The 21,235-nt window shown below is 60.8% G+C and carries 27 protein-coding genes; 8 read left to right on the top strand and 19 right to left on the bottom strand.

All coding sequences use genetic code 11. The annotated features are described in order from the left end of the window. Position 1 precedes the first annotated feature (1 nt). Positions 2–226: a hypothetical protein gene (locus tag EJ070_RS26350; RefSeq protein ID WP_126093982.1), complete on the bottom strand. Its 225-nt coding sequence runs from the start codon at positions 224–226 to the stop codon at positions 2–4. Then, positions 223–894, bottom strand: coding sequence for a glycosyl hydrolase 108 family protein (locus EJ070_RS26345; protein ID WP_126093981.1), 672 nt, complete (start codon positions 892–894; stop codon positions 223–225). Before EJ070_RS26345 ends, EJ070_RS26350 begins: the two co-directional genes overlap by 4 nt. Positions 895–1,011: 117 nt before the next feature. On the opposite strand from EJ070_RS26345, the gene EJ070_RS37490 reads away from it, so the two are divergent. Then, positions 1,012–1,587, top strand: a complete 576-nt coding sequence (locus EJ070_RS37490) for a CatB-related O-acetyltransferase (protein WP_126093980.1) — start codon at positions 1,012–1,014, stop codon at positions 1,585–1,587. Here the strand turns inward: EJ070_RS37490 and EJ070_RS26335 are convergent. The 12 genes from EJ070_RS26335 to EJ070_RS26280 all read right to left on the bottom strand — a co-directional run bounded on the left by EJ070_RS26335 (position 1,580) and on the right by EJ070_RS26280 (position 10,184). Continuing rightward, positions 1,580–2,572 carry a hypothetical protein gene (locus tag EJ070_RS26335; protein WP_189350067.1) on the bottom strand — a complete coding sequence of 331 codons (993 nt, stop codon included), beginning with the start codon at positions 2,570–2,572 and terminating at the stop codon, positions 1,580–1,582. The two genes, EJ070_RS37490 and EJ070_RS26335, sit on opposite strands and share 8 nt — an antisense overlap. 117 nt (positions 2,573–2,689) lie before the next feature. Continuing rightward, positions 2,690–4,117 (bottom strand): hypothetical protein, encoded by a 1,428-nt coding sequence (locus EJ070_RS26330; protein WP_126093979.1) that lies wholly within the window; start codon positions 4,115–4,117, stop codon positions 2,690–2,692. Then, the gene (locus EJ070_RS26325) at positions 4,092–4,355 is read right to left on the bottom strand and encodes a hypothetical protein (RefSeq protein WP_126093978.1); all 264 of its coding nucleotides are present in this window, start codon (positions 4,353–4,355) and stop codon (positions 4,092–4,094) included. The genes EJ070_RS26330 and EJ070_RS26325 overlap by 26 nt, the downstream gene beginning before the upstream one ends. Next, positions 4,352–4,732, bottom strand: a complete 381-nt coding sequence (locus tag EJ070_RS26320) for a hypothetical protein (protein ID WP_189350065.1) — start codon at positions 4,730–4,732, stop codon at positions 4,352–4,354. The genes EJ070_RS26325 and EJ070_RS26320 overlap by 4 nt, the downstream gene beginning before the upstream one ends. A 42-nt stretch (positions 4,733–4,774) precedes the next feature. Beyond that, positions 4,775–5,596, bottom strand: a complete 822-nt coding sequence (locus EJ070_RS26315; protein ID WP_126093976.1) for a ribonuclease H — start codon at positions 5,594–5,596, stop codon at positions 4,775–4,777. A 33-nt stretch (positions 5,597–5,629) separates the two neighbouring features. Next, complete coding sequence (locus EJ070_RS26310) at positions 5,630–5,929, bottom strand: hypothetical protein (RefSeq protein WP_126093975.1); 300 nt, start codon at positions 5,927–5,929, stop codon at positions 5,630–5,632. Continuing rightward, positions 5,926–6,336 carry a hypothetical protein gene (locus tag EJ070_RS26305; RefSeq protein WP_126093974.1) on the bottom strand — a complete coding sequence of 137 codons (411 nt, stop codon included), beginning with the start codon at positions 6,334–6,336 and terminating at the stop codon, positions 5,926–5,928. The genes EJ070_RS26310 and EJ070_RS26305 overlap by 4 nt, the downstream gene beginning before the upstream one ends. Further along, complete coding sequence (locus EJ070_RS26300) at positions 6,333–6,587, bottom strand: DUF6074 family protein (RefSeq protein ID WP_126093973.1); 255 nt, start codon at positions 6,585–6,587, stop codon at positions 6,333–6,335. Before EJ070_RS26300 ends, EJ070_RS26305 begins: the two co-directional genes overlap by 4 nt. 218 nt (positions 6,588–6,805) lie before the next feature. Then, positions 6,806–7,906: a bifunctional DNA primase/polymerase gene (locus EJ070_RS26295; protein WP_126093972.1), complete on the bottom strand. Its 1,101-nt coding sequence runs from the start codon at positions 7,904–7,906 to the stop codon at positions 6,806–6,808. Next, positions 7,903–8,250: a hypothetical protein gene (locus tag EJ070_RS26290; protein WP_126093971.1), complete on the bottom strand. Its 348-nt coding sequence runs from the start codon at positions 8,248–8,250 to the stop codon at positions 7,903–7,905. The genes EJ070_RS26295 and EJ070_RS26290 overlap by 4 nt, the downstream gene beginning before the upstream one ends. Before the next feature lie 88 nt (positions 8,251–8,338). Continuing rightward, on the bottom strand, positions 8,339–8,545 hold the full coding sequence (locus EJ070_RS26285) for a helix-turn-helix domain-containing protein (RefSeq protein ID WP_126093970.1): 207 nt from the start codon (positions 8,543–8,545) through the stop codon (positions 8,339–8,341). A gap of 409 nt (positions 8,546–8,954) precedes the next feature. After that, the gene (locus EJ070_RS26280) at positions 8,955–10,184 is read right to left on the bottom strand and encodes a site-specific integrase (protein WP_281059628.1); all 1,230 of its coding nucleotides are present in this window, start codon (positions 10,182–10,184) and stop codon (positions 8,955–8,957) included. A gap of 137 nt (positions 10,185–10,321) precedes the next feature. Here EJ070_RS26280 and EJ070_RS36405 point away from each other — a divergent pair, with 137 nt between their 5' ends. Further along, the gene (locus tag EJ070_RS36405) at positions 10,322–10,507 is read left to right on the top strand and encodes a hypothetical protein (RefSeq protein WP_189350063.1); all 186 of its coding nucleotides are present in this window, start codon (positions 10,322–10,324) and stop codon (positions 10,505–10,507) included. A 1,188-nt stretch (positions 10,508–11,695) separates the two neighbouring features. After that, the gene (locus EJ070_RS36400; RefSeq protein WP_189350061.1) at positions 11,696–11,854 is read left to right on the top strand and encodes a hypothetical protein; all 159 of its coding nucleotides are present in this window, start codon (positions 11,696–11,698) and stop codon (positions 11,852–11,854) included. On the opposite strand, the gene EJ070_RS26275 is transcribed toward EJ070_RS36400, so the two are convergent. Next, on the bottom strand, positions 11,851–12,066 hold the full coding sequence (locus EJ070_RS26275) for a hypothetical protein (RefSeq protein WP_126093969.1): 216 nt from the start codon (positions 12,064–12,066) through the stop codon (positions 11,851–11,853). The two genes, EJ070_RS36400 and EJ070_RS26275, sit on opposite strands and share 4 nt — an antisense overlap. A gap of 106 nt (positions 12,067–12,172) precedes the next feature. On the opposite strand from EJ070_RS26275, the gene EJ070_RS36395 reads away from it, so the two are divergent. After that, positions 12,173–12,322: a hypothetical protein gene (locus tag EJ070_RS36395; RefSeq protein WP_189350059.1), complete on the top strand. Its 150-nt coding sequence runs from the start codon at positions 12,173–12,175 to the stop codon at positions 12,320–12,322. Positions 12,323–12,575: 253 nt separating this feature from the next. Here EJ070_RS36395 and EJ070_RS36390 read toward each other — a convergent pair whose 3' ends face one another. Together EJ070_RS36390 and EJ070_RS26265 are read right to left on the bottom strand one after the other, a co-directional pair. Further along, positions 12,576–12,746: a hypothetical protein gene (locus EJ070_RS36390; RefSeq protein WP_189350057.1), complete on the bottom strand. Its 171-nt coding sequence runs from the start codon at positions 12,744–12,746 to the stop codon at positions 12,576–12,578. Positions 12,747–13,516: 770 nt separating this feature from the next. Further along, entirely contained in the window at positions 13,517–14,689 is a 1,173-nt protein-coding gene (locus EJ070_RS26265) for an autotransporter outer membrane beta-barrel domain-containing protein (protein WP_245464680.1), read from the bottom strand. Between the two features lie 237 nt (positions 14,690–14,926). On the opposite strand from EJ070_RS26265, the gene EJ070_RS26260 reads away from it, so the two are divergent. From EJ070_RS26260 to rimO, 4 genes are all read left to right on the top strand, one after another. Further along, on the top strand, positions 14,927–16,372 hold the full coding sequence (locus tag EJ070_RS26260) for a caspase family protein (protein ID WP_126093967.1): 1,446 nt from the start codon (positions 14,927–14,929) through the stop codon (positions 16,370–16,372). Between the two features lie 101 nt (positions 16,373–16,473). Then, a complete protein-coding gene (locus EJ070_RS26255; RefSeq protein ID WP_189350055.1) occupies positions 16,474–16,881 on the top strand; it encodes a DUF930 domain-containing protein in 408 nt (135 codons plus the stop codon). Positions 16,882–17,170: 289 nt separating this feature from the next. Next, a complete protein-coding gene (locus EJ070_RS26250) occupies positions 17,171–17,830 on the top strand; it encodes a TerC family protein (protein WP_126093966.1) in 660 nt (219 codons plus the stop codon). Between the two features lie 138 nt (positions 17,831–17,968). Continuing rightward, positions 17,969–19,282, top strand: coding sequence for a 30S ribosomal protein S12 methylthiotransferase RimO (gene rimO / locus EJ070_RS26245; protein ID WP_126093965.1), 1,314 nt, complete (start codon positions 17,969–17,971; stop codon positions 19,280–19,282). Between the two features lie 88 nt (positions 19,283–19,370). Here rimO and EJ070_RS26240 read toward each other — a convergent pair whose 3' ends face one another. Both EJ070_RS26240 and EJ070_RS26235 read right to left on the bottom strand, forming a co-directional pair. Then, positions 19,371–19,805: a hypothetical protein gene (locus tag EJ070_RS26240; RefSeq protein WP_126093964.1), complete on the bottom strand. Its 435-nt coding sequence runs from the start codon at positions 19,803–19,805 to the stop codon at positions 19,371–19,373. A gap of 326 nt (positions 19,806–20,131) precedes the next feature. Then, the gene (locus EJ070_RS26235) at positions 20,132–21,199 is read right to left on the bottom strand and encodes a BMP family ABC transporter substrate-binding protein (protein WP_126093963.1); all 1,068 of its coding nucleotides are present in this window, start codon (positions 21,197–21,199) and stop codon (positions 20,132–20,134) included. Positions 21,200–21,235 lie beyond the last annotated feature (36 nt).

Here is a 21,235-nt window from a genome sequence, read left to right as displayed (position 1 = left end):
GTTACTTCTCCTCTGCCGGTGGCGGCGGCGCGACCATGCCGGCCGGACCATCGCGGAAAGCATTGATGAGGAGCTTGGCGAGCGCGAGCGTACCGCTGATCTGCAGCGCTCGATGATCGGTGAGGCCGAACATCGTCCAGTCGAAACCGGCGAGCGCGCCAGACGTGATGATGAAGATCAGCGCATTGAGGACGTTGTGAAGCGCATTCGTGTTGAACCACTTCATGCCGGTTTCCTTCCGAAAATGGCTTTGAGGATGGCGAAGAGCGCGGCCCAGAACGGATTACGCTCCACATAGGCAGGAGCAGCCGGCGGCGCGGCAGGCGCGGGTGGTGTGGCAGGTGCCGGGGCCGCCGGAACAGGCTGAGCGGACGCGGGCGTGGCCATCAGCATTGCTTGGATGCGCACGGCCACTACGCGTTTCTGCCAGCCCTTCCCGAAGGTCGCCCAAGTCGGAAGACGCTCGAGGAATTTCAGGCGAGCATCGCAAATGGTGTCGATGAGCACGCCGGCAGGCTTGGCACGCACCGCGGCGAGGGTTGCCGGGCCAATTCGACCATCCTGCACGACACTCGGGCCGCATGCCGCCTGAAGGTACTTCGCCGCCCGACTTGGCCCGCTGTTCACCGCGAAATCGAAAACGGCATAGTCTACGCCGTCGGACAGCTCGGCGCCCGCAACTGCATCCCAATAGAACCGGCGATAAACCGTCGCCACCTGCTCGTCGCTAATCTTGCGAAGATCAGCCTTGGTCGCGTCGGCTTTGACGTAGCGGCGGAAGTTGGCGAGGGTGACGCCCTTCATCGTTGCGCCGCCGGGGTCGGCAGCGTTATCCGACCACAGGCCTTCTGACTGCAGGACAAGGGCAAGCGCACGCGCAAAGTTTCGGTCCATCGACGGCTCCGTTCGCAACGGTGCCATCCTGTGTGCGCGCATGGCGAAACTCTAAGCCGCTTGAATAATGGGAGAGTTTTACCTAGTGCTGACGTGGAATCACGGGGGTGCTTCAAAATGTCGAAACTGACTGCTTGGCTGCGCGAGAAAAGTATCCTCAGATCGAAGCTGAAGGTACCTGCGCATGTGACCGTCGGTCGCGATTGCCACGGGATTAGCGAGCAGAATTTCTACAATGTTACGGCGGGGTCGCCTGTCGTAATTGGGTCGTTCTGCTCGATCGCGCCTGGAGTGTTGTTCCTTTGCCAGGGCGACCACAGGACCGACACCGTTTCCACATTTCCCTTCCAGTCGCGCACCTTCAAGACCAAGACAAACCTTGAATACCTGACCTCGAAAGGCCCTATCGTCCTCGGTAACGACGTCTGGGTAGGATCTCGGGCCATCATACTGTCAGGCGTGAAGATCGGACATGGCGCGGTCATCGCTGCCGGCAGCGTCGTCACCAAAGACGTTGGCCCCTACACCCTTGTCGGCGGCAATCCGGCGAAGCCGATCAAGCGCCGGTTCTCTGATGAGACGGTTGCTGCCCTGCTTGAAATCCAATGGTGGAATTGGCCAATCGAACGGATCAAGAAGGAACGTACCGCCTTCGACCTCCCGGCCGATGAGTTCGCGCGGCGCTTCAGCTGATCCTCAAGAAGAGAGTGACGTGCGGGCTGATCGAATAGCCCATGCACCGCCACGTGCCGGTTGGTGACCCGTTGGTTGTCCCGCCAGAGTTTGAATAGGAGGTGCTTGATCCCGCTATCGTGTCGCCGGGATTCAGCGTTGTTGCGGTTTTCAGAAACGCATAGGTGCCGATCGCACCGACCGCCAGAGCAGCGGCGCCGCCTGCATAGTCAATTGGCGGCCCCCATTCGGGGCCGGTAGCGCCAGCGTTCATTCGAAGGATTTGCAGGGCGGTTCCTTTTGCCAAGCGAGCTTTCGCCTTCGCGCCCGTGAAGTATTCGACGTCGCCGGCCGCGGTAGATGCCGGAATGGGGACAAAAATCTGCGTTGCAGCACCGTCACCAACGGCAAGGACGTTGTCGTCAGTATCCCACTGGATATCGCCCTCGGCCGTTGGCGCGGGTGCCGCGCTCTGCTTCAGCGTCAGCGCCGGCGTAACAATCGTAGGCGAGTTGAAGGTATTCGACAGAGGAGCTGTCGCCGCCCGCTGGTAGCTCATGCAGCGCCAGTTGCCACCGCCGAGCGAACGCATACGTGCCGTGTCGCCGGCCGCCGTCTGGATGTTCGCTCCGCCGGGAAGAATGAGGCTGGTCGCGTTGTGCGTCAGCGTGAGCGACGCGGCGAACACAAGATCCCGCTCGGCGCCGGCCGGGAGGGTTCCCAGCGCCGTAATCGTGACCGTGCCTGTGATATTGACCAGCGTACCTGTCGTGTTTGCCAGGTTTACAGTCGCGGCCGATGCCACGTCAGCGCCCGCCGCACTGAAGTTGTCCGCAGCGCCGACAGCCGTGCTCGATCCGGAGCCGCCGGCTGTAACAGGCCGGGCTGCGTTCGCGTCCGCCACCAGATCGTCAACCAGCGCGTTGTACTTCGCCGATTCGATCGTCGTGTTCGGGCTGCCTTTGGTGCCCGGAGGGGCTGAATAGACACCACCAGCGCGCGGCATAGCTGCTCCAATCTACCGTTGGCGGAATGATCGGGGTGACACCCGCGAAACTCTAAGCCGCTTGAAAAGCTGCACACGTGCGGCATTCACAAAATTGCTGTGCTTTCAGAAAATTGCTCAATTCGCCCGAGCGCGCCGCCGCCTAACCATAGCGTCGACCGCCTCCTTGACCGTCTGCTGGGTGCGTATCGTGCCGTCCCCCTGGCCGACATAGGCGCCCTTGTCGCCGGCCGGCCTGGTGGCCGCAACGATTGCCTGCCGCCAGGCGAGCCCGAGATAGCGGAAGGCGGACGCATAGTGCTCGGCCCAGTTCTTGACCGGGATGTCGCGGAACGTCTTCTTCTCGTCGTCGTATTCGCGCCGGTAGGCCTTCAGGCCCTCGACGCCGTCGGTGACGCGTTCGGTGTTCCTGAAGCGCGCCACCTTGATCGTCTGCAGGCCGGCGTTGTTGCCCTCGGCCAGGCTGACCATGCCGACCATCTTCGGCTTGCGCCCGTGCGCCCTGAGCGTGTCGAGGCGCGTGCGCTTCGTTCCCCACTGCGGATGCAGGATGTCGTGCGGAACATAGTCGTCGCCGTGGTATCCCTGCTCGTCGAGCCACTTGCACCAGTCTTCAAGGTCTTCGCTGTCGGGAACGTAGAAGTCGACGATGAGCGGCACACCGTCGATGACCTGAAAGCACCAGATCGGATTGTTGACCGCCTTACCCAGATCCCACGCGGTATGCACCGGAAACCGAGGATCGATGTCGAATGCGACGCCGATGCGCCCCATGCGCTCGGCACGTGCTATCTCGGCGCCCCAATATGAGCCGATCAACGCGCCCGCGAAGGAGCAGTAATATTCCTGGTCAATGAGCATGTCGGCCGTCTCTTTGCCGAACAGGCCCACATAGATTGCGCGCTGCTCCTCGATCGTCACTTCGTCGATGGCCCCCGTGGCGCTGGCCGGCAGCACCTCGCTGAACCAGCCGCGCGGGTTCGACACGGGGTCGAAGACATTGCCCTTCACCGCGTCGAGCATGCCCTTGGCGTGGTTGTTGCCGCGCGGCGTAGTAATGAACGATGCCCATCCGCCATTCTCGGCCAGAATCGGCGACAGGTAGGCCCATGCAGCCGGATTGGCCAGCGCCCACTCGGAAAACGTGATGCCGACCGGTGGCGCGCCGACCAGGCTGTTGAAGTTGTCCGATCCAACCACCTGGAACGTCGAGCCGACCTTGAACCGGACGAACATTTCATTGTCGTTCATGTTCTCTATCAGCGCTTCAGGGAACGCCTCGAACAGCCGCCGCTTGCCGGTGTGCGGGTTGACCGCATTCCAGATTGCTTTGCGCGCCTGTGCCGCCTCGGGCAGCATGTGCCAATAGGTGCCTGGCCGCTCATGGGCTGACACCGCGTGCATATTCAGGTTGATCTCGTCCTTACCGGCGCGACGATGCCAGAACAGGAGCTGGCGCTTGCAGCCGCGCTCCCATGTGTCCCAGGCCTTGCGCTGATACCAGCGCGGCCGCCAACCGCTATTTGGAAGCTGTATCGTCGGCATCTGACCCGGCCAGCTTCAGGACTTGAACCGTGAGCGGCCCGTCAAGCTTGGCGTCCACCTGGAGAGGTATCACCTTGCCGACAAGGCCGCAGAATGTGCGAGGGTCTTCGGCGGCAAGCTTGACGAGATAGTCGACGCCGCCGGCCTTCTCAAAAGCCTCGGTCACGGCTTCCTTGATGGAGGCCGTGATTTTGTTCGGCGTGCCGGCGACCCTGCCGCCTGTCTTCCGTCCCTTCATCTAGTTTTCTCTACTGTAGACGCAGCGCTCTCCTTCATTCGAATTAGCACCAGCCGCGTGGAAACCTTAAGCCGCTTGGCAATCTCCCGCGGCCGGTAGCCGTCCTCGAGCAAGCGCCTGATCTCGCGGCGGCGCTTCTCGGCGATTTGGATCTTGCGGTGGCGGTATGGTCGCTCGGCTCGCGGGTCTTTCAGACGCCTAGCGCGAGCGATGCACTCGACAACGGTGCTGATCGAGATATCCAGTTCCTCGGCTATCGTCGAGTAGCTGGCCATTTCCTCCCATAGGTCGAGGATGCGATTGCGTGTCCGTGCGACGCGCGGGTGTGTCTTCCCTCCCCTCTTGTTGAAGGAGGAATAGGCGTAAAACGGGGTCATACCGCCTTGGCTTCGTGCGTTCATCCGCGATGGTCGCTCCCTTCACACCGAGTATTTTAGCTGCTGGCGGATCGGATCGGCTTCGTTGGCCGCTTCAAGAGCCCCTTCGCGACCGATCAGAGAGAGTTCATCAGCGCGCTCGTTTCCGGTGATGCCCGCGTGTCCCTTCACCCAATCAATTTTCACGAATTGGAGTTCGTCGCGCGCCTTGTCGATCGCCTGCCAATGGGCAAGATTCGCAATAGCCTGGTTCTTTTCGCTGGCGTTCTCCCCCTTGCGCTTCCAGCCTTTGGCCTTCCAGCCAGGCACCCACTCATTGATGCCTGTCACGACATATTTGCTGTCGCAAAAGATGACCACCGGCTCGGCCGGCGCCGATGCAGCCACCCAAGCCAAGGTCATCAGAATGCCTGTCATCTCCATGGCGTTGTTGGTGGTTTGCACAGCGCCTCCGGATTCGGCGTGAATTTCTGCGCCGTCACGGTAGACAGCAAACCCCCAGCCGCCGGCGCCAGGGTTGGGCTCGCAACATCCGTCGCAGTAGACGACCAGCGCGTCCGCGGGGACTTCGTGCTTGATGTCCTGCGCCGGTTTCGTTTTCCCCTTCTTCTTCGGCACGAACGGCTGACCCCGCGTCGGGACCGGCCGCGGCGTGGCCGCGCCGGCACAGATGATATCCTGCAGACGCTTCAGGATCGGAAACATCGAGGCGGACCGATCGGCGGGAAATTTGATCCGCTGATCGCTCAGCTTCTGCACGTAGAAAGCCGCCTGACGCTCGCTGACGATCGACTTGACATCGACGCCTTGCGCTTTCAGCCAGTTGCGTAGCGGGTAGAGGCCGTCGGGCCAACTATACGTCATCCAGCATTTCTCCTTTCGGTGCGCATCGACTGACTATTTGTCGCCCTTCGCCTTGCGCCTGAGGTAGTTTCTACGCTCCGGCGTAAGGCGGACATAGGCGGGCCGCCAATTGATCGGCGATGGCGACAGAAAAACCTCCCCAGGAGGATCAATCCGGTACCACCGGCCGTCGTTATCCAGGAAGAATTGCATTCCCGGCGTGCCGTAGTCCCCGACCATATCGTTGAAGAGCAGCTCGCAGATGAGGCCATCCCCGCGAACGGCGGTGTTCATCGGCCGCCACGGGTTTTCGCGGTCATAGGCTTCTCGCGCTTGTCGTTCTGCAATAGTCATTGACCTTCCTTTCTCGATGCGAGGTAATCGGCCGGGTCGATGCGTCTTACGTCAGACGCTGCGCCGAACGTGCCGAGCTGCCACTCGCGATGCTTGCGGTGGACCTGCGGGTCGAACTTCGCCGCGGCTATATCGCGGACCCACCTCGGGGCCTTGGCCGCAGCCCGCTTCATTTTCTTGGTCCGCTTCTTTTCGTCGCGAGCCGACTTCGGCTCCTTCGGCTTCGGGCCGGCCGCCAGTATCTTGTTCGAGATCCAGTCCGCACGCTTCTCTGCTGGTGATATCGGCTGCCCTTCCAATCGATCGAGCACGCGCCATGCTTCGGCATTTGTTGGAAACGGACCGGCCAGCATTTCGCCGGCCGCGACCACCGCAAAGCCGCCTTCAGTCTTGATCACCGTCATCATGCGGCGTCACCTTCATCTGGCTGATATCGGCGCGCCAAAGCCAAGAACACCTCTTGGCCGAAAGCCAGAAGGGTCTCGTCCACCTCGACCTCAGAGATTCCTTGAGCTGTCATCGCGTGGCGCTTGGCTGTGATTAGCTTCCGCCAATACGCATCGGCCGACGGGCCATTGAGCGCCGCCAAGGCTGCGACTGCCACTTTGACCGCACCGTCTGATTTCGCCATCGGGAACGGAACGATGCTCGGACCCATCTATACCCCCTTTCGCTTCATCGCAGCGAGCGCGGCGCCGACGTCATCAACAAGGACAGAACCGTCTGGTAGACGGCGAGTGCCGGCCAGTTTGCCACTACGGGCTTCGCTCATGATCTGACCGAGCGGGCGACAGTCCGCCCGGTTTCGGTTCCACAATCCGGGGACGGTCTCCCGTACCGCAATTGTCAGTCCCATATTTGGGAATGAAGTAAGCACTACACCTCCTCCTTCTCACTCTGATCGGGAAGACACAGCCGATAGACGTTGGGCTCCTTCTGGCTACGGCGACCACGTCGAACCACCTGCAACAGCCCGACAGCCACCAGGACTAGAACGTCGCGGTAGATCCGGCTCTTGCTCTGCAACGGAAGGTGGCCTTTATCGATCAGGCCTTGCGCAACGACCGTGAAGAGTTTGCCTGGCCGGTGGCCGTGCATGCCATTGAGGACCATGTACAAAAGCGCGGCATCGTCCCCATTTTTGTGGGCGGCCAAGGCGGCGGTCGCGGTGCGGTTGGTGGCGAATGTCGAATTTCGGCCGCCCCAAACGTAAAGCCGATCCCGATTACGCCATGCCCATCGGGCCTTTGCCCGGATTTCGGCATTCGAAACGCTTTCTGGGTTGTCGCACTCCAGATCCCGCAGCAGGCAAAGCTCGTCAAAAACTTCGGCCTCGCTGTCAGCAACCAAAGCCAGCTCGATCCCGCGTCGGAAAAGATGGCGGTCGCGCTTGCCCACCTCTGCCCTTTTGGACCCAGGCTGCCATTGTGGCGGCGTCGCCTGGAAAATCGGCAGGCGCGCGGCGAAGCCGAGCGGCGCGCCCGCTGCCTCATACGACTGGCCAGTGTCTGGCCGAACCGAATCCGGGCCGACCACAAACGAGCCGGCACCAGTCTTGAAGTCGATCGAGATGTCGGGCAGGCGCACCTTGGGCGGGACATAGAACCCCGCCCGGAACCAGTAGTGGACGCCGCGCGACGTCCGGGTCATTACCGGCGAAAGCCCGAAGTGCTGTTCGACGTAGTCGCGGGTCGCGGCGTTGTCGGTATCGCAGTCGACCACGACCAGCCCATCAAGCCGGATGCCGTACATCTGCGACTCGGCCTTGCCCATCAGACTAAGACACGTGGCCACTGAGCAGCCGCGCGCGCCGGACCAGTTGGCAACCAAGGGCTTCTTGCCGTCCGGCCCGTCGCCGAGCGGCAGGAGCTTGTAGCCGGCGCCGTGAAGGCGGGCGATGGTCTCGGCGTAGCGAGACCCCACCCCACGGACTTCCGGCGAAACTGATAGTTTCTGGAAGTCGGCGGCAGCGTTCATGCAGCAGTCGCCATGTCTTCGATGATGGTCACCGGAGTTGCCAGCGTGTACCTAGAATGCGTTCCTGGGAAGGGGCCGCCATGGCTCTCGCGCGGCGACGAAATGACGAACCCGGCTCGCCGCAGCAGAAAAACGCTGTGACTCACTCTGATGCCGGCCGGCAGGTCGAGTGTGGTGAGGCCGCGCTTCCCGGCGTCGATCAGTTGCTTGAGCATCCAGGCGGCACGCCCGTCGAGCTTGACCGTACGTCCATCCGGCTCGACCTTGACGGTGATCGAAAATTTCTTGTTTGCAGTCGTCGGAATTGATTTCGCGCGGGGAAAGTCCCCTGCTATGGCTTCCATCGTCTGGTCCTTTCAGAATCTGCAAGGGGTTGTGAAGATATTGGGTCAGATCGGGGCTTGAGCGGCCTTAGGTTTGGCGACCGGCCGCTCAAGCTTCCTCCGCCGAAGCGGGCTCCGGGTTTCCTTTCGGTAGACTGTTCAGCCAGGCGTCAGCATCTACCTTGCGGATCAGCGTCTTCCTGCCTGCCTTCCTGATCTCCAACCGGCCGGCCTTGATTTCCAGATAGGCCGAGTTGCGGCGGATGCCGTACGCGTCGCAGAAGGCGGCGACGGTGTAGGCATTGGGTGCGCTCATTCCCTTTCCTTTCTTCCGTTGAAACGGCTTCAAATCACCACGGACATATTAGCATCCTGGATGACTCGACGCCAAACCCTAGAAATAGTGTTAACAATTATTTTTTGATGAGGCATTTGTTCTGTTTTTTCAATGGCTTAAGCTCATCTCGATGCCATGTTTTCCACAGTTTATCCCCAGGGTATTTGTTCCCGGTTGGTTCTCGTCTAAAGGCATAGTAAATCGACGACGCGAATACGACGTTCTTGCCCCTCCCAGGTCTTTAGATATCGAGGGTGGACCGCCGCGCCCCCACGCAGCGTCGCGGCCTCTGAACAATCCGCGACGGGTCCTCTGAATCGATCCCTCGAATCAGCAATATCTTCTCGTCAGATTCGCCGGTCAAGCGAGGACGGACGCCAGAGGACGGTTATCTGGCGTTTCCCCCAACAAGGCGCAGGTTGCCGCGCGCCGGAGCGTTTAAGAAGTTACTCCAGGCGTTCATCAGCTTCCGGCGCTTTTCCAATGCGTCCGACCGCCGGTAAGCATTCTCGACCGAATCGCCGACCTTGTGAGCGAGAGCGGCTTCGGCGACTTCGCGCGGGAAACTGGTTTGATCGCCGCACCAATCCCGGAAGGCGGACCGGAAACCGTGCGGTGTGAATTCACCGACTTCCATCCGGCGCATCTGCATCGTCATCGCCATCACGGAAAGCGGCGCCTCACTCCCGCCCTTCTTGGTCTCGCCCGGAAAGACGTAGGCAGATACACGCGCCTCGTGCAGCGGGATCAAGATATTTATGGCGGCATCCGTCAAAGGTACGCGATGCACCTTGCGGGCCTTCATGCGCGCCGCCGGCACTGTCCAAACCTTTTCTTCAAGATCCAGCTCATCCCACACCGCGCCCAACACTTCGCCGGAGCGTGCCGCCGTCAGGATGAGGAATTCCAACGCCTTCGCAGACATCGCCCCAGAGGTCCGCAGGCGCTTCACGAACGCCGGTACATCGCTGTAGGGCATTGCGCTATGGTGTCCGCGCGAGAGCTTCTTCCCCTTCGCCAGCAGGTGTTGTAGATGCCCCCGCCAAAGAGCCGGGTTTTCGCCAGAACGATGACCCGAGGCCTTAGCAAAGTCCAACACCCGTTCAACCCGCCCGCGCAGGCGCTGCGCTGTTTCCGGCTTCGCCTGCCAGACTGGTTTCAGTATGGCCAGCACATCGGCCGTCGTGACTTCCGACACCGCCTTCGCCCGGATGGATTTGCAGTAGGCATCGCCTAGGGTCATTTCCCATTGGGCCTTGTGCTTCGGATTGCTCCAGCCCTTGCCGGCTTCGGCAATGAAGTCGTCCGCGCACTTGGCAAAGGTTGGAGCCTCGACCTCGGCATCCGCGTCGATCGGCTCCAGCCCGCGCCGCAGACGGTCACGGCAGCCAGCGGCGGCAAGACGCGCTTCCTTCAGTGAAACGCCAGGATAGGAGCCGAGCCCGGCTTCCTTCCATGCGCGTCCGGCGCCAGACCCCTTGAAGTGGACGAAAGTCCAGGATTTGGTCCCGCCCTTCTTGACCATCAGGTAGAGCCCACCGCCGTCGCTGTAGCGACCCGGCTTCATTTCTTTCGCGCGAATGGAGGTTTCGGCGAGGAGGTTGAGCGAGCGGACCAAATCAGCAACTCCGTTCCTAACTTTGAGCCGCAATGATAGCGGATTGGAACGGAACCCAGCAAACGGAGAATGCTAGAAACCCAACAGATTCAACGTGTTTTTCGAATGACGGCAAACCTTGGCGGACGTGGGTTTAAATGACACTCCCTCCGCCAGGTAAATTCCCCACGGGCACAGCAGTCCAGCTCTACATCGCCGCAATCGCCGCCGTGATGCTCGCCAGCAGAGCCTGGCGTTACCGGCAGCGCTATACGGCCGGGATGGCGGCGAGCGCGCTTGCTGGCCAGCATGCGGATCCGACAGAAGCGCTCACAGAGGAATGAGCCACGCAAGGGCGGCTGCCACAACGATCGACAGCGGCACGGCAACCAGCAGGCAAGCCTCGACCACTCGGGTCTCTTTGTCGGTAAACATCCTACCTCGCACGATTGCAAGAGACGGAATGCTCAACTCGCCGGGCGAGGCCCCCAACAACAACCTTCAAGCCCGACGAGCCGACCGGGATTAGCCGGCAACGGTCTCCATGCAAGCGCGGTGCCAGCGGATTCGTCCTGAAATGGGACTGCGGGCGCGATGGAAGGCGCCGGTCTTTTTCGCGCGGGATCTCGCCGCCGGATAGCCAGGTTGTTTGGCATGCAAGCGTGGCACGGCTGTTGCAACCACAGTTTCAGGCACGCCGGGGCGCGTAGAATCTGTTCCACATCAACACCGGCGTGCGTGAGGTTGGGACAATGATGTCGCGTAAGCTGCTGCTCGGCCTTCCCGCATTGATCTTGGCCACGGGCCTCGGGATCGCCCTCTTCTCGTCCGAAACCGCATGGGGACTTCTGACCGCGATCCAATCCGATTCAGTCTTTTGTTCTAGCGGTCCATCACCAGCGACCCTGTCAGCGCCGGCATCACGGATTTTGCCGCCATGTCCTCCAGCCGTCACAAGGTCATAGGAGGCGTTTCGATGTGGAGTTTGATCACTCGGTTGGCATCAGCCTTTCGCGAATTCGTTGCACCACGCTATCGGCCGGAGCTTTATTATATGCGTGGTCCTGCGCCGGCCTCCGCGCGCCGCGTCAGTTCCCGCTGAGCGCGTGTTTCGACCCGCCGGCGCGAAAGGTGACCCGACGTCAAGACTCAGCTATGGCTGCGTTTGCGCACTGAACTGGCCGGCGCCAGCAGTTCAGGCAACCTCCACCAACGGCGCCGGTCATTTTTCAGGGGCAAGGCCTCCACTCACGCCGCTTATCCGGCACAGCATGCGACACCGCTCGGTCGACAAGGCCACGTGACATCGGCAGCCGCAAGATCGGTCTTTCCAGGTTTAAACTACGGATACGTCCCGTCTATTAGACGAGTTGAATAAAAATACGATGTTGAAGGTTGCGCCCATAACGGCCTGGGGGCACGCCGATATAAGGAGACATGAGGAGCGCAAAATTAGCAGCCGCTAAGAACTGGTGTGAAAACGCCAGAGGATGGGGATTCACATCCGTCGCGTTCCGATCTAGAGTCTGTCCATGGATACGGTGTTTGATGACCTCTCCAGCGCTCTCCGCGAGCCCCATAGAGACGTTTGGGGCAAGGTCCGCGTCATCGTCCTCGATTTGCTCGGCAAGCTCTTCCTAGGCATCGCCATTGGCCTGGGCATCGGCATTGGACTAGTCCTCGCCGGCTAGTGCGGCAAAGCGCTGACGACGATTCCCACCACAATTACAGCAATAATGGCCAGCGCGATCCCAGCAAACCGGATGCGTTTCACCCAGGCTTGGCGCCCACGTCGTCGAGCCACCGTCGCGGCGTCATAGGCGCTATAGAGGCGCCGGCCGTCCTCTCCATAGCGGTCGCTGTTCGGGTAAGCCTTCTGCGGCTTTCGTCGCGCTTTCAGCATTTTGAGATCCCCCCTATGGAAGCTACATTAGCACTTGCTTGTGCTTAACTCCGGCCGGGGGCATAATAACCAATGCGCGTACGAGGAGCTTTGAGGGAGTTCCACAATGCGACCGATCCTATTGATCGTCGCCGCCGTTGCCGCGTTCTTGGTCTGGGATGGCTTGGCGAACAAGAGCGCCTATCGAATTGCGCTGATGAAGAGCATCGATCAGGTTGAGAACTTCCAAGGCCTCGTCAGGGTCTCTTGGAATTAGACTGGGTCGTTGCTGGCTAAAGCATGTCCCCCGAAAGTGGGAACCGGTTTCGGGACCAAGACATGCGTAAAATCAAAAACCTAAAGCGCACGAAGCGAATCTGAAAGATCGCGACGCGCTTTAGCTTTTCGCTCCGGGTCACAATGGCTTGCGAGTCGGCGTCTTCCTGAGCTGGCGGCGCCATCCATGAGCTTCTGCCAGTCCGAAGCTCGACGGTTCTGTCCCCGCCGCTCGATTCCTCTTTCCTCTAATCCTATTCGGCCGGCATCGACACGAATTCCACGTTCGCCTGCTCGGTTAACTGCTCGGCGTCGTTCTGTGTCAGTCCAAGCAGCAGTCTGCCCGGCAACTCCGCCGGGAGATCGGAAAATAAGTCATAGACCATCCACTGGTCGCACGGATCCAGAAAGGCGGTGAACTGCATGGCTGACATTCTTCGTTCTAGGTATTCCGCAGCGTAGTTCTTTTTCGGGGGCTGCCCTCGAAACTGCCCGGCTGGATTCTCCTCCAGCACTTTCGAAGAACAATACTGTTGCTGGAAGGCAAGAAAAAGGGGTTCTACAGTCCCTCCCGCATGCGACCCAAGTCTGATGGATTGCTGACATTCTCTGGACGATTATTTGTCATCCTCCCACCGGGGCTTGGACCGATATGACAGCCAATCGGGCCGGTGGCGCTCTGAACTCGCCTGAAACCAAGCGTTTGCCCAGCCAGCCACAAGGTTGGCACCAGCCAGCCGTGCCATAGTGCGTCTGTCATCCACCTGGAGCGCAGCCATGACCTCTCCGATTGGAAGCCAGCACAACGCCGGTGCAGTGCAGCGTAGCACCAGACCTCAGGCATCACCCGATGCAGCTTTTCCCGGCAAGAGCGGCGAAAGCATTGGCCATCTTGCAAAGGCCTCCGTTTTGGAGACAGGCGACAGCGAGCCGAACGCGCAAGGGAGAGCGGCATCCCGGATCGCTCGAATGGACGTGACGGTGCTTCCCCCGACTGGCTCGGGCGATGGCCAAGTGTCGGATACAGGCACCGGAGACGAAGGGGCGACGGCGGATCAGGATGCCGCAGAAGACACTCTGGGATAACCGGAAAGCCGAAACCGCCGGCACGGCTCCCTGCAGAATCAACCTCAGCCCGACATCGCCGGCGTCCTGCCCCACTGGCGCGAAAGAGCTCTTGCCGGTGACCGAAAGGCTAGAAGGCGATCTTCAGGCCCAGCTTGCCGCTGATGGTCGTGCTGTCCGCCGACCACTTGCCGCGAATTTCGGTGCTTAGCGTTGTCGAGCTTGTCATCTTCAGGTTGAAACCGGAGTACAACGCCACCGAGAAGTCCGCGTCGTCGAACTCGCTCTCCACGCCCTCCACGCTGGCCGTGTTGGAATAGCCGAAGCGCTGCTGGACATCGGCCCGCGCATAGGGGCTGATCACCATGCCGTTCCCAAGTTGAAAATCGGCATAGATGCCGGGTTCGAACTTGACTGCGCCGAAGGACAGACGGCTTTTCCCGTAGTCGGTGCCGAAGTTGTCTTCATATGCATCGCCGGTAAAGGTAACCCCCAGCAATCCGCCGCGCAGGTCGAAGCGCACCCGGTCGGTCAGGTTGAAGATGCGGCCGACAGACCCGGTTATTGCATAGCCCTGTGTGTCATAGCTGCCGAATTGCCTCCCGCGATCGACATCGGTGTTGCCGAGAAAAGCCGAGGCGGCGACAAGCATGTAGCTGGTGTCATGGCGATAGAGTCCATAACCGCCGAACATGCCGCTTCTGTTGGTGGCATCGCCGCCGCTGAAGAACTCGAATGCATCGACACCCACCTTGGCCGAAGCGTAGCCGCCGAACAGACCGAGATTGAGGCCGTGCTCGTTGTCGAACCCGAAATGCTTGGCGGCATTGAAGTCCACGCTGATTGCGGCGGAAAATTCATCGACGTCGAAATGCGGCCCGTCGAAAGTGTCGACGCTGTTCGATATCTTGAAGCCGTCATGCTCGGTATGGGCAAACTGGCCGGATGCGAAAACGCCAAAAGGCGCCGTCTGCACCGGCGCTGGCGGAACTGCCTTTGCCGGACCGACATCCGCCTCGACAATATCGTCAACGATGTCGTGAAGCGCGTCCAGCGACGTGTCGACAATCGCGCCATTGGCGGCGCCGCCAATATAGCAATTGGGGTCCAGGAAGGTTCCGTCGTTGTCGACGATACAGGCGCGTGCCTCGGACGGCATGAAAATGGCTGCGGCGCCGATTGAAAACGTGCCCAGGACCCAAAGGCGCAGAAGCCGCTTTTCCACCTTCATCGTCATTCCCCCTCGAACTTGAACAATTTTATTCAATACAAGCAATGCGATAGTAGGAAATCGGAAGTGCAACCAATAGCTACAGCAGATATGATCCGAGCATCCTATCAGAAAATCCGTTGGATTTCCTATATCTTGTTGGGACTGACTGTGTTTTCCGACTATCGGCCAGTGCTGCGCTTCCTTTGAGATGGTTTCTGATGTAGATTTTTCGCGTCTTCGGAGACGAGTTTCGGCGCGCGGGGTGGCGCCATGGGTGAGGCGCTTCGGCGACTTGACGACTGTCGCCTGCTGAGACGAGTTCGTGGCATGACCTGTGGTCCCTTTCTGCGCATCCTGGCGGTTCTGCTGTTTTCATGGTTCGGCTTGATCGACGTTCAAGCCGCGGTGGACCAAGAGGCGACGCCGCAGCCGAGTAAGCGGCTGGCGATCGTCATCGGCAATTCCAACTATCAGAGCCCTCATCTCCCGCATCTTGCCAACGCCACCAACGATGCAAAAAAGCTTTCGGAGAGCCTCCAACGGCTGAATTTCGACGTCCTGAGCGGCACCGATCTGTCCGCCGACGGATTTGCCCGGTTGTTTCAGCAAGCCGACAGCAGGCTTTCGAGCGCCGGCGCGGTGCTGATCTTCTACGCCGGCCACGGCGTTCAGCTTCACGGTGAGAACTTTCTGCTGCCGGTCGACACGCCGGATGCGAAAAGTCTGGAGGAGTTGACCGCACAGGCCGTCAGGCTCGACGACGTCATCTCGAGGTTTGCCCGGCGCGAGCGGCCGACATTCATTTTCCTCGACGCCTGCCGTGACAACCCGATGGGAAAGGGTGCGAATTCGGCTGGCGGCCTGGCGCAGGTCGAGGTAGGCGAAAACACCTTCGTTGCCTTCGCAACTCAGCCCGGCAATACCACGCTCGATGGAGCGGGAAGCAACAGCCCTTTCACCACCGCCCTGTTGCAGAACATAGAAATCCCCGGTCTCAGCATTTCGGACATGATGATCCGCGTACGCAACCGGACCGAGGCGCTGACGCTCGGGCGGCAGGTGCCCTGGGATCAATCAAACCTGCGCGAGCAGTTCTATTTCACCGAACAGCAGGTGCTCGATCCGGTCCAACTGAGCGTCAGCCTGTCGCGCATTCTGTCGGACCCCGCCGCCAAGGAAAAACTGCAGGTCGAACTGGCCTCCAACGACTTGCAGACGGCAGTGATGATCGTGGGGCAGACATTGCGGTCGGTCGAAGTTCCGGCGTCGCCCGATCCATCGACCAAGCCGGTCGGCACCCAAGTCGCCAGTCTCGAGAGTGCCCGGCAAAGCGTCGTATCAGGCCTTGAAACGCTGATCGTCGGCAAGTCCACCAATGAGCCGGAGCAGCAGAAGGCGACCGATCTGGCGCGCAGCATCCAGACGGAGTTGCGCCGCCTTGGTTGTTACCGCGCCACTGTGGATGGAAATTGGGGCAAAGGCTCCGTCCGCGCGGTCACCAACTACAACAAGAACACCAAGCGGACGACGTCGTCGACCGAACCCACTCTCGAGCTTCTAAGCGATCTGTTCCTGCAGTCGGGCCGTGTCTGCAGGGATCCGGTGATCGCACAAAGGACAGCGCCGGCCAAGGTTTCTTCGAATCCCGCTCCCGTATCCGGGAAGGCGGCGACCGGCCGGAAGGCCGCAAGATCCTCCAAACCGCAGCCCTCGCGCCCAGCCGCCCCTCCTCCTGATATCAGTGGCGGCATCGGCATCGGCGGTGTGTTCTAGCGCGGCCAGGGACGAACTTTCAGCGGCTCTGGGCTTGGCGGCATGCACTGTGCTGTGGCTCCTCGCCGCGCCCCCGCACTGGTTGATTTGTCAGACAGAATATGCTGCTTGTCGCGCCCATGAAAAAGCTCTGTCTGATGGTTCTGGCGTCTCTGACGCTGGCCTGGCCGGCCAAGGCGATGGACAATGCGCTGCGCACCGGCCTGCTGAAACTCGATCCGCAGACTCGTCTCGAGCAGCGTTGCGATGCGGAAGTGCTCGACCGGATCAGCCATGACGACCGTAACTACAAGGCTGATCGCGTCGTGGCTTACGCCTTCGCCACGCCGCAGATGAGCACCGATGCGATAAAGAGCCCCGGCGCCGCCTTTCGCAGCAAGGGTCAATGGTACCGGCTGAAGTTCAAATGCCAGACAGCGCCCGACCACATGCAGGTGCTGCAGTTCCGCTACAAGATCGGCGACGAAATCCCGGCAACCGACTGGGCAAAATACAATCTTTATGATTGATGGATCGGCCACGGCCGGCCGGGCCTGGGTTAGCCTTTGCGGCTGCAAAGTCCACATGGATTCCGGTGGAACAAGACGACGCACAAGCGCTTGGTCCGGCTGGTTCTCTTGACGCGCGGGAATCGCACACGTAGAGCAATTCCAGGAAAAGCGAGCAGCGGCTTTTCGTCCGGAATTGCGTAAAAACAAATACTTAGAGCGATCGGCGACTCTATCAACGCTTGAACCGCCCTAGCGTCAGCATATTCGACGACCGACACTAAGACGAACAGCAAGGGGCTTCCAGACGATGGATATTTTCAGCGCCGCAAGCCTGAGCGCCCTTCTTCAGGTCATCGCGATCGACCTGGTGCTTGCCGGCGACAATGCCATCGTCATAGGCCTCGCCGCGGCCGGGCTGCCCGCGGACCAACGCAAGAAGGCGATCCTCATCGGTGTCCTCGCGGCCACGGTGCTGCGCATCCTGTTTGCCGCCGTCACCGTCAAGCTGCTTGCAATCGTCGGCCTGCTGCTGGCAGGCGGAATCCTACTGCTTTGGGTCTGCTGGAAGATGTATCGCGAGCTGCGCACCTCGCAGGCCGAAGAAGAGCAGGCTACGGAGGCGTTGTCCAATTCCGACCTCGACCACGACAGCATGATTGCCGGCAAGGCGCCACGCAAGACGCTCGGCCAGGCGGCGCTGCAGATCGTCGTTGCCGACGTGTCGATGTCGCTCGACAACGTCCTGGCCGTCGCCGGCGCGGCTCGGGATCATTTCTGGGTGCTGGTCATCGGGCTCGTGCTGTCGATCGGCTTGATGGGCCTTGCCGCGAGCTTCATTGCCCGGCTGCTGCACCGCTACCGCTGGATTGCCTATATCGGCTTGCTGATCATCCTCTACGTCGCACTCGACATGGTCTACCGCGGTGCGATGGAAGTCTGGCCGCACGTCAACAATGTAGTGAGCTGACGCCGCCTCCGGCGCGGGCTCGGCCGGCCGGTAAGCCGGCCCTTCGCACTGTATTTTGCCGCGGCAAGGGCCAGTCCATACCAATGCAGCAATTAGTGTGGTATTGCGCCGCCGATCCCGAAAAGCCCGGAAAATCCTATGTCTGCCCCTCGCGTCAGTTTCGTCAGTCTTGGTTGCCCGAAGGCGCTCGTCGATTCCGAGCGCATCATCACGCGCCTGCGCGCCGAAGGCTACGAGATCGCGCGCAAGCATGATGGCGCGGACCTCGTCGTCGTCAACACTTGCGGCTTCCTCGATTCCGCGCGCGGCGAGTCGCTCGACGCCATTGGGTCCGCCCTTTCGGAGAACGGCCGCGTCATCGTCACCGGCTGCCTCGGCGCCGAGCCGGAGGTGATCCGTGAGAAGCACCCCAACGTGCTGGCGATCACCGGTCCGCAGGCCTATGAGAGCGTGATGGCGGCGGTGCATGAGGCCGCTCCCCCCAGCCACGACCCTTACGTCGATCTCCTGCCGCCGCAGGGCGTCAAGCTTACGCCGCGCCACTATGCCTATCTGAAGATTTCGGAAGGCTGCAACAACCGCTGCACCTTCTGCATCATCCCGGCGCTGCGCGGCGACCTCGTCTCGCGGCCCGCCGCGGACGTACTGCGCGAAGCCGAAAAGCTCGCCAAGGCCGGCGTCAAGGAAATCCTCGTCATCTCGCAGGACACCAGCGCCTACGGCATCGACATCAAGTACCAGACGTCGATGTTCGGCGATCGCGAGGTGCGGGCGAAGTTCCTCGACCTCGCCGAGGAACTCGGCAAGCTCGGCATCTGGATACGCATGCATTATGTGTACCCCTACCCGCATGTCGCCGACGTCATCCCGTTGATGGCGGACGGAAAGATCCTTCCCTATCTCGACATCCCCTTCCAGCATGCCTCGCCACAGGTGCTGAAGAACATGCGCCGTCCCGCGCATGGCGAGAAGACGCTGGAGCGCATCCGCGGCTGGCGCGAGGTCTGTCCGGATCTCGCCATCCGCTCCACCTTCATCGTCGGCTTCCCGGGCGAGACGGAAGACGATTTCCAGATGCTGCTCGACTGGCTCGACGAAGCAAAAATCGATCGCGCCGGCTGCTTCAAATACGAGCCGGTCAAGGGCGCGCGCTCCAACGACCTCGGCCTCGAGCAGGTGCCGCAGGAGATCAAGGAGGCACGCTGGCACCGCTTCATGCAGCGCCAGCAGAAGATCTCGGCGACGCAGCTCGCCAAGAAGGTCGGCAAGCGCCTGCCGGTGCTGATCGACGAGGCGCACGGCACCTCGGCGAAGGGCCGCACCAAATATGACGCGCCCGAGATCGATGGCTCCGTGCACATCCAGTCGCGGCGGCCGCTGCGCGCCGGCGACATCGTCACGGTCAAGATCGACCGCGTCGACGCCTACGATCTCTACGGCTCGGCGGTATAACACCCGCGCGAAAGCAGACACCCCAATGAAAAGGGCGCCTCGCGGCGCCCTTCGACTGTTCGCAGTCCTCGGCTCTGGCAGCATCTCGTCAGAGCTTCACCGCCTCGATTGCCGTTAGGGAACGGTCGATCACCTGGTCAAGAGTCTCATCCAGGCGTGTGCCTGTTGCGACCGCCGACAGCCGTGCGGCAAATCCCAAATGGTAGTCCACGAACCAATCGGGGCGCGGCTCCGGCTCCGGAAACGGTCCCCACCAAGGGGGAAGCTTCGGGATCTTCGGTCGTGTGGGGCACCAGTCATCGAGGTCGCTCAACAGCGCTTTCATATCGAGCCCGCCTCGCTCGGCCACCCACGCATGGCGGACAAATTCGTCAGCGACCGCTGCGCCCAGTTCATGCGGCGGCAGCGGCTGCGGATTGAGTGCGACCCGCACAAGCCCACCCTGTGGTCCGCGCGGGATCACATCGTAGATGGCGGGAAAGCGTTTCCCGATGATCGCCAGGAGCTTTTTATTCAGTTGCATACAACCCCCTTCTGCAGACGCTCGTCACGTCGGCTGATTTCGTCTCAGTTGCACGACAAGAATGGAAGCAGAGGTCGTCGGTGTATGTGAAAGCGATTACGGATCTGAAAAGATATTGTATCTGTTTCGTAAAAGAACCGAATTTAAAAAAAGAGAAGCGAAATTTATCTTAAATACTTGGCGCGCAAGTTCGCTGAACGATCTTTAGCCAACTCGCAAAAGCCAGGCACAACTCCCGCCCGAGGCGGAAAAGTCTTGCCAATCGATCTTGTAAACGAATGAGGGCGCCGCAAGGCGCCCTCCCCGGTTCAAACGTTCGTCGACGCCTACTGCGGCAGCTTGTCGTCGACGCCCTTGACGTAGAAATTCATGCCAAGCAGCGTGCCGTCGTCGGCCACCTCGCCGTCCTTCAACCACGGCGAGCCGTCCTGCTTTGACACCGGACCCGTGAAGGGGTTCCAGCCGCCGGCGATCTTCTTCTCGGTCGCCTCGGCCATCGCCTTCACGTCGTCGGGCATATTGGTGAAGGGCGCGAGCTTGACGGCGCCGTCCTTGATGCCGAGCCAGACATTGTCCGGCTTCCAGGTGCCATCGAGAGCCGCCTGAACGCGGCTGATGTAGTACGGACCCCACTCGTCGGTCAGCGAGGTCAGGGCCGCATTCGGCGCAAACTTGATCATATCGGAGGACTGGCCGAAGCCGTGCAGCTTGCGCTCCTCGGCGACCTGCAGCGCGGCGGTCGAGTCCGTGTGCTGGACGATGATGTCGGCGCCCTGGTCGAACAGCGCCTTGGCGGCGTCGGCTTCCTTGCCCGGATCGAACCAGGAGTTCACCCACACGATCTTGACCTTGAAGTCGGGATTGACCGACTGCGCGCCGAGCATGAAGGAGTTGATGCCCATCACCACCTCGGGGATCGGGAAGGAGACGATGTAGCCGGCCAGCCCCTTCTTCGATTCCTTGGCCGCGATCTGGCCGAGCACGTAGCGGCCTTCATAGAAGCGCGCATTGTAGATGCCGAGATTCTTGCCGGTCTTGTAGCCGGTGGCATGCTCGAACATCACCTTGGGGAACTTCTTGGCGACCTTCACCTCGGCGTCCATGAAGCCGAAGGACGTGCCGAAGATGATCTTGCACTTCTCGCGCGCCAGGCGCTCGAAGGCGCGGTCGGCGTCGGGGCCTTCCGAGACGTTCTCGAGATAGGCGGTCTCGACCTTGTCGCCGAGCGCCTTCTCCACTTCCAGGCGGCCCTGGTCATGCTGGTAGGAATAGCCGAAGTCGCCGATCGGACCCGTATAGACCCAGCAGGCCTTCAGTTTGTCGGCCGCCTCGGCGGTTGCCGCCAGCGACAGCGCCGCGGTCGTGGTCATAAGCGCAATAAGCAGTTTTTTCATCGTGTTACCTCTCTGAATTGAGCCTTGGAGCTTCCC

Origin of the sequence: Mesorhizobium sp. M1E.F.Ca.ET.045.02.1.1 (assembly GCF_003952485.1) — a bacterium.
In the GTDB taxonomy this organism is placed as follows: Bacteria; Pseudomonadota; Alphaproteobacteria; order Rhizobiales; family Rhizobiaceae; genus Mesorhizobium.
This window is presented reverse-complemented; position numbering and strand designations above follow the sequence as displayed.

Bases quoted from the DNA above. Each gene is read 5' to 3' on its own strand.
- EJ070_RS26350 (WP_126093982.1), bottom strand. From the start codon at position 226: ATGAAGTGGTTCAACACGAATGCGCTTCACAACGTCCTCAATGCGCTG.
- EJ070_RS26345 (WP_126093981.1), bottom strand. From the start codon at position 894: ATGGACCGAAACTTTGCGCGTGCGCTTGCCCTTGTCCTGCAGTCAGAA.
- EJ070_RS37490 (WP_126093980.1), top strand. From the start codon at position 1,012: ATGTCGAAACTGACTGCTTGGCTGCGCGAGAAAAGTATCCTCAGATCG.
- EJ070_RS26335 (WP_189350067.1), bottom strand. From the start codon at position 2,572: ATGCCGCGCGCTGGTGGTGTCTATTCAGCCCCTCCGGGCACCAAAGGC.
- EJ070_RS26330 (WP_126093979.1), bottom strand. From the start codon at position 4,117: ATGCCGACGATACAGCTTCCAAATAGCGGTTGGCGGCCGCGCTGGTAT.
- EJ070_RS26325 (WP_126093978.1), bottom strand. From the start codon at position 4,355: ATGAAGGGACGGAAGACAGGCGGCAGGGTCGCCGGCACGCCGAACAAA.
- EJ070_RS26320 (WP_189350065.1), bottom strand. From the start codon at position 4,732: ATGACCCCGTTTTACGCCTATTCCTCCTTCAACAAGAGGGGAGGGAAG.
- EJ070_RS26315 (WP_126093976.1), bottom strand. From the start codon at position 5,596: ATGACGTATAGTTGGCCCGACGGCCTCTACCCGCTACGCAACTGGCTG.
- EJ070_RS26310 (WP_126093975.1), bottom strand. From the start codon at position 5,929: ATGACTATTGCAGAACGACAAGCGCGAGAAGCCTATGACCGCGAAAAC.
- EJ070_RS26305 (WP_126093974.1), bottom strand. From the start codon at position 6,336: ATGATGACGGTGATCAAGACTGAAGGCGGCTTTGCGGTGGTCGCGGCC.
- EJ070_RS26300 (WP_126093973.1), bottom strand. From the start codon at position 6,587: ATGGGTCCGAGCATCGTTCCGTTCCCGATGGCGAAATCAGACGGTGCG.
- EJ070_RS26295 (WP_126093972.1), bottom strand. From the start codon at position 7,906: ATGAACGCTGCCGCCGACTTCCAGAAACTATCAGTTTCGCCGGAAGTC.
- EJ070_RS26290 (WP_126093971.1), bottom strand. From the start codon at position 8,250: ATGGAAGCCATAGCAGGGGACTTTCCCCGCGCGAAATCAATTCCGACG.
- EJ070_RS26285 (WP_126093970.1), bottom strand. From the start codon at position 8,545: ATGAGCGCACCCAATGCCTACACCGTCGCCGCCTTCTGCGACGCGTAC.
- EJ070_RS36405 (WP_189350063.1), top strand. From the start codon at position 10,322: ATGACACTCCCTCCGCCAGGTAAATTCCCCACGGGCACAGCAGTCCAG.
- EJ070_RS36400 (WP_189350061.1), top strand. From the start codon at position 11,696: ATGGATACGGTGTTTGATGACCTCTCCAGCGCTCTCCGCGAGCCCCAT.
- EJ070_RS26275 (WP_126093969.1), bottom strand. From the start codon at position 12,066: ATGCTGAAAGCGCGACGAAAGCCGCAGAAGGCTTACCCGAACAGCGAC.
- EJ070_RS36395 (WP_189350059.1), top strand. From the start codon at position 12,173: ATGCGACCGATCCTATTGATCGTCGCCGCCGTTGCCGCGTTCTTGGTC.
- EJ070_RS36390 (WP_189350057.1), bottom strand. From the start codon at position 12,746: ATGCAGTTCACCGCCTTTCTGGATCCGTGCGACCAGTGGATGGTCTAT.
- EJ070_RS26260 (WP_126093967.1), top strand. From the start codon at position 14,927: ATGACCTGTGGTCCCTTTCTGCGCATCCTGGCGGTTCTGCTGTTTTCA.
- EJ070_RS26255 (WP_189350055.1), top strand. From the start codon at position 16,474: ATGCTGCTTGTCGCGCCCATGAAAAAGCTCTGTCTGATGGTTCTGGCG.
- EJ070_RS26250 (WP_126093966.1), top strand. From the start codon at position 17,171: ATGGATATTTTCAGCGCCGCAAGCCTGAGCGCCCTTCTTCAGGTCATC.
- rimO (WP_126093965.1), top strand. From the start codon at position 17,969: ATGTCTGCCCCTCGCGTCAGTTTCGTCAGTCTTGGTTGCCCGAAGGCG.
- EJ070_RS26240 (WP_126093964.1), bottom strand. From the start codon at position 19,805: ATGCAACTGAATAAAAAGCTCCTGGCGATCATCGGGAAACGCTTTCCC.
- EJ070_RS26235 (WP_126093963.1), bottom strand. From the start codon at position 21,199: ATGAAAAAACTGCTTATTGCGCTTATGACCACGACCGCGGCGCTGTCG.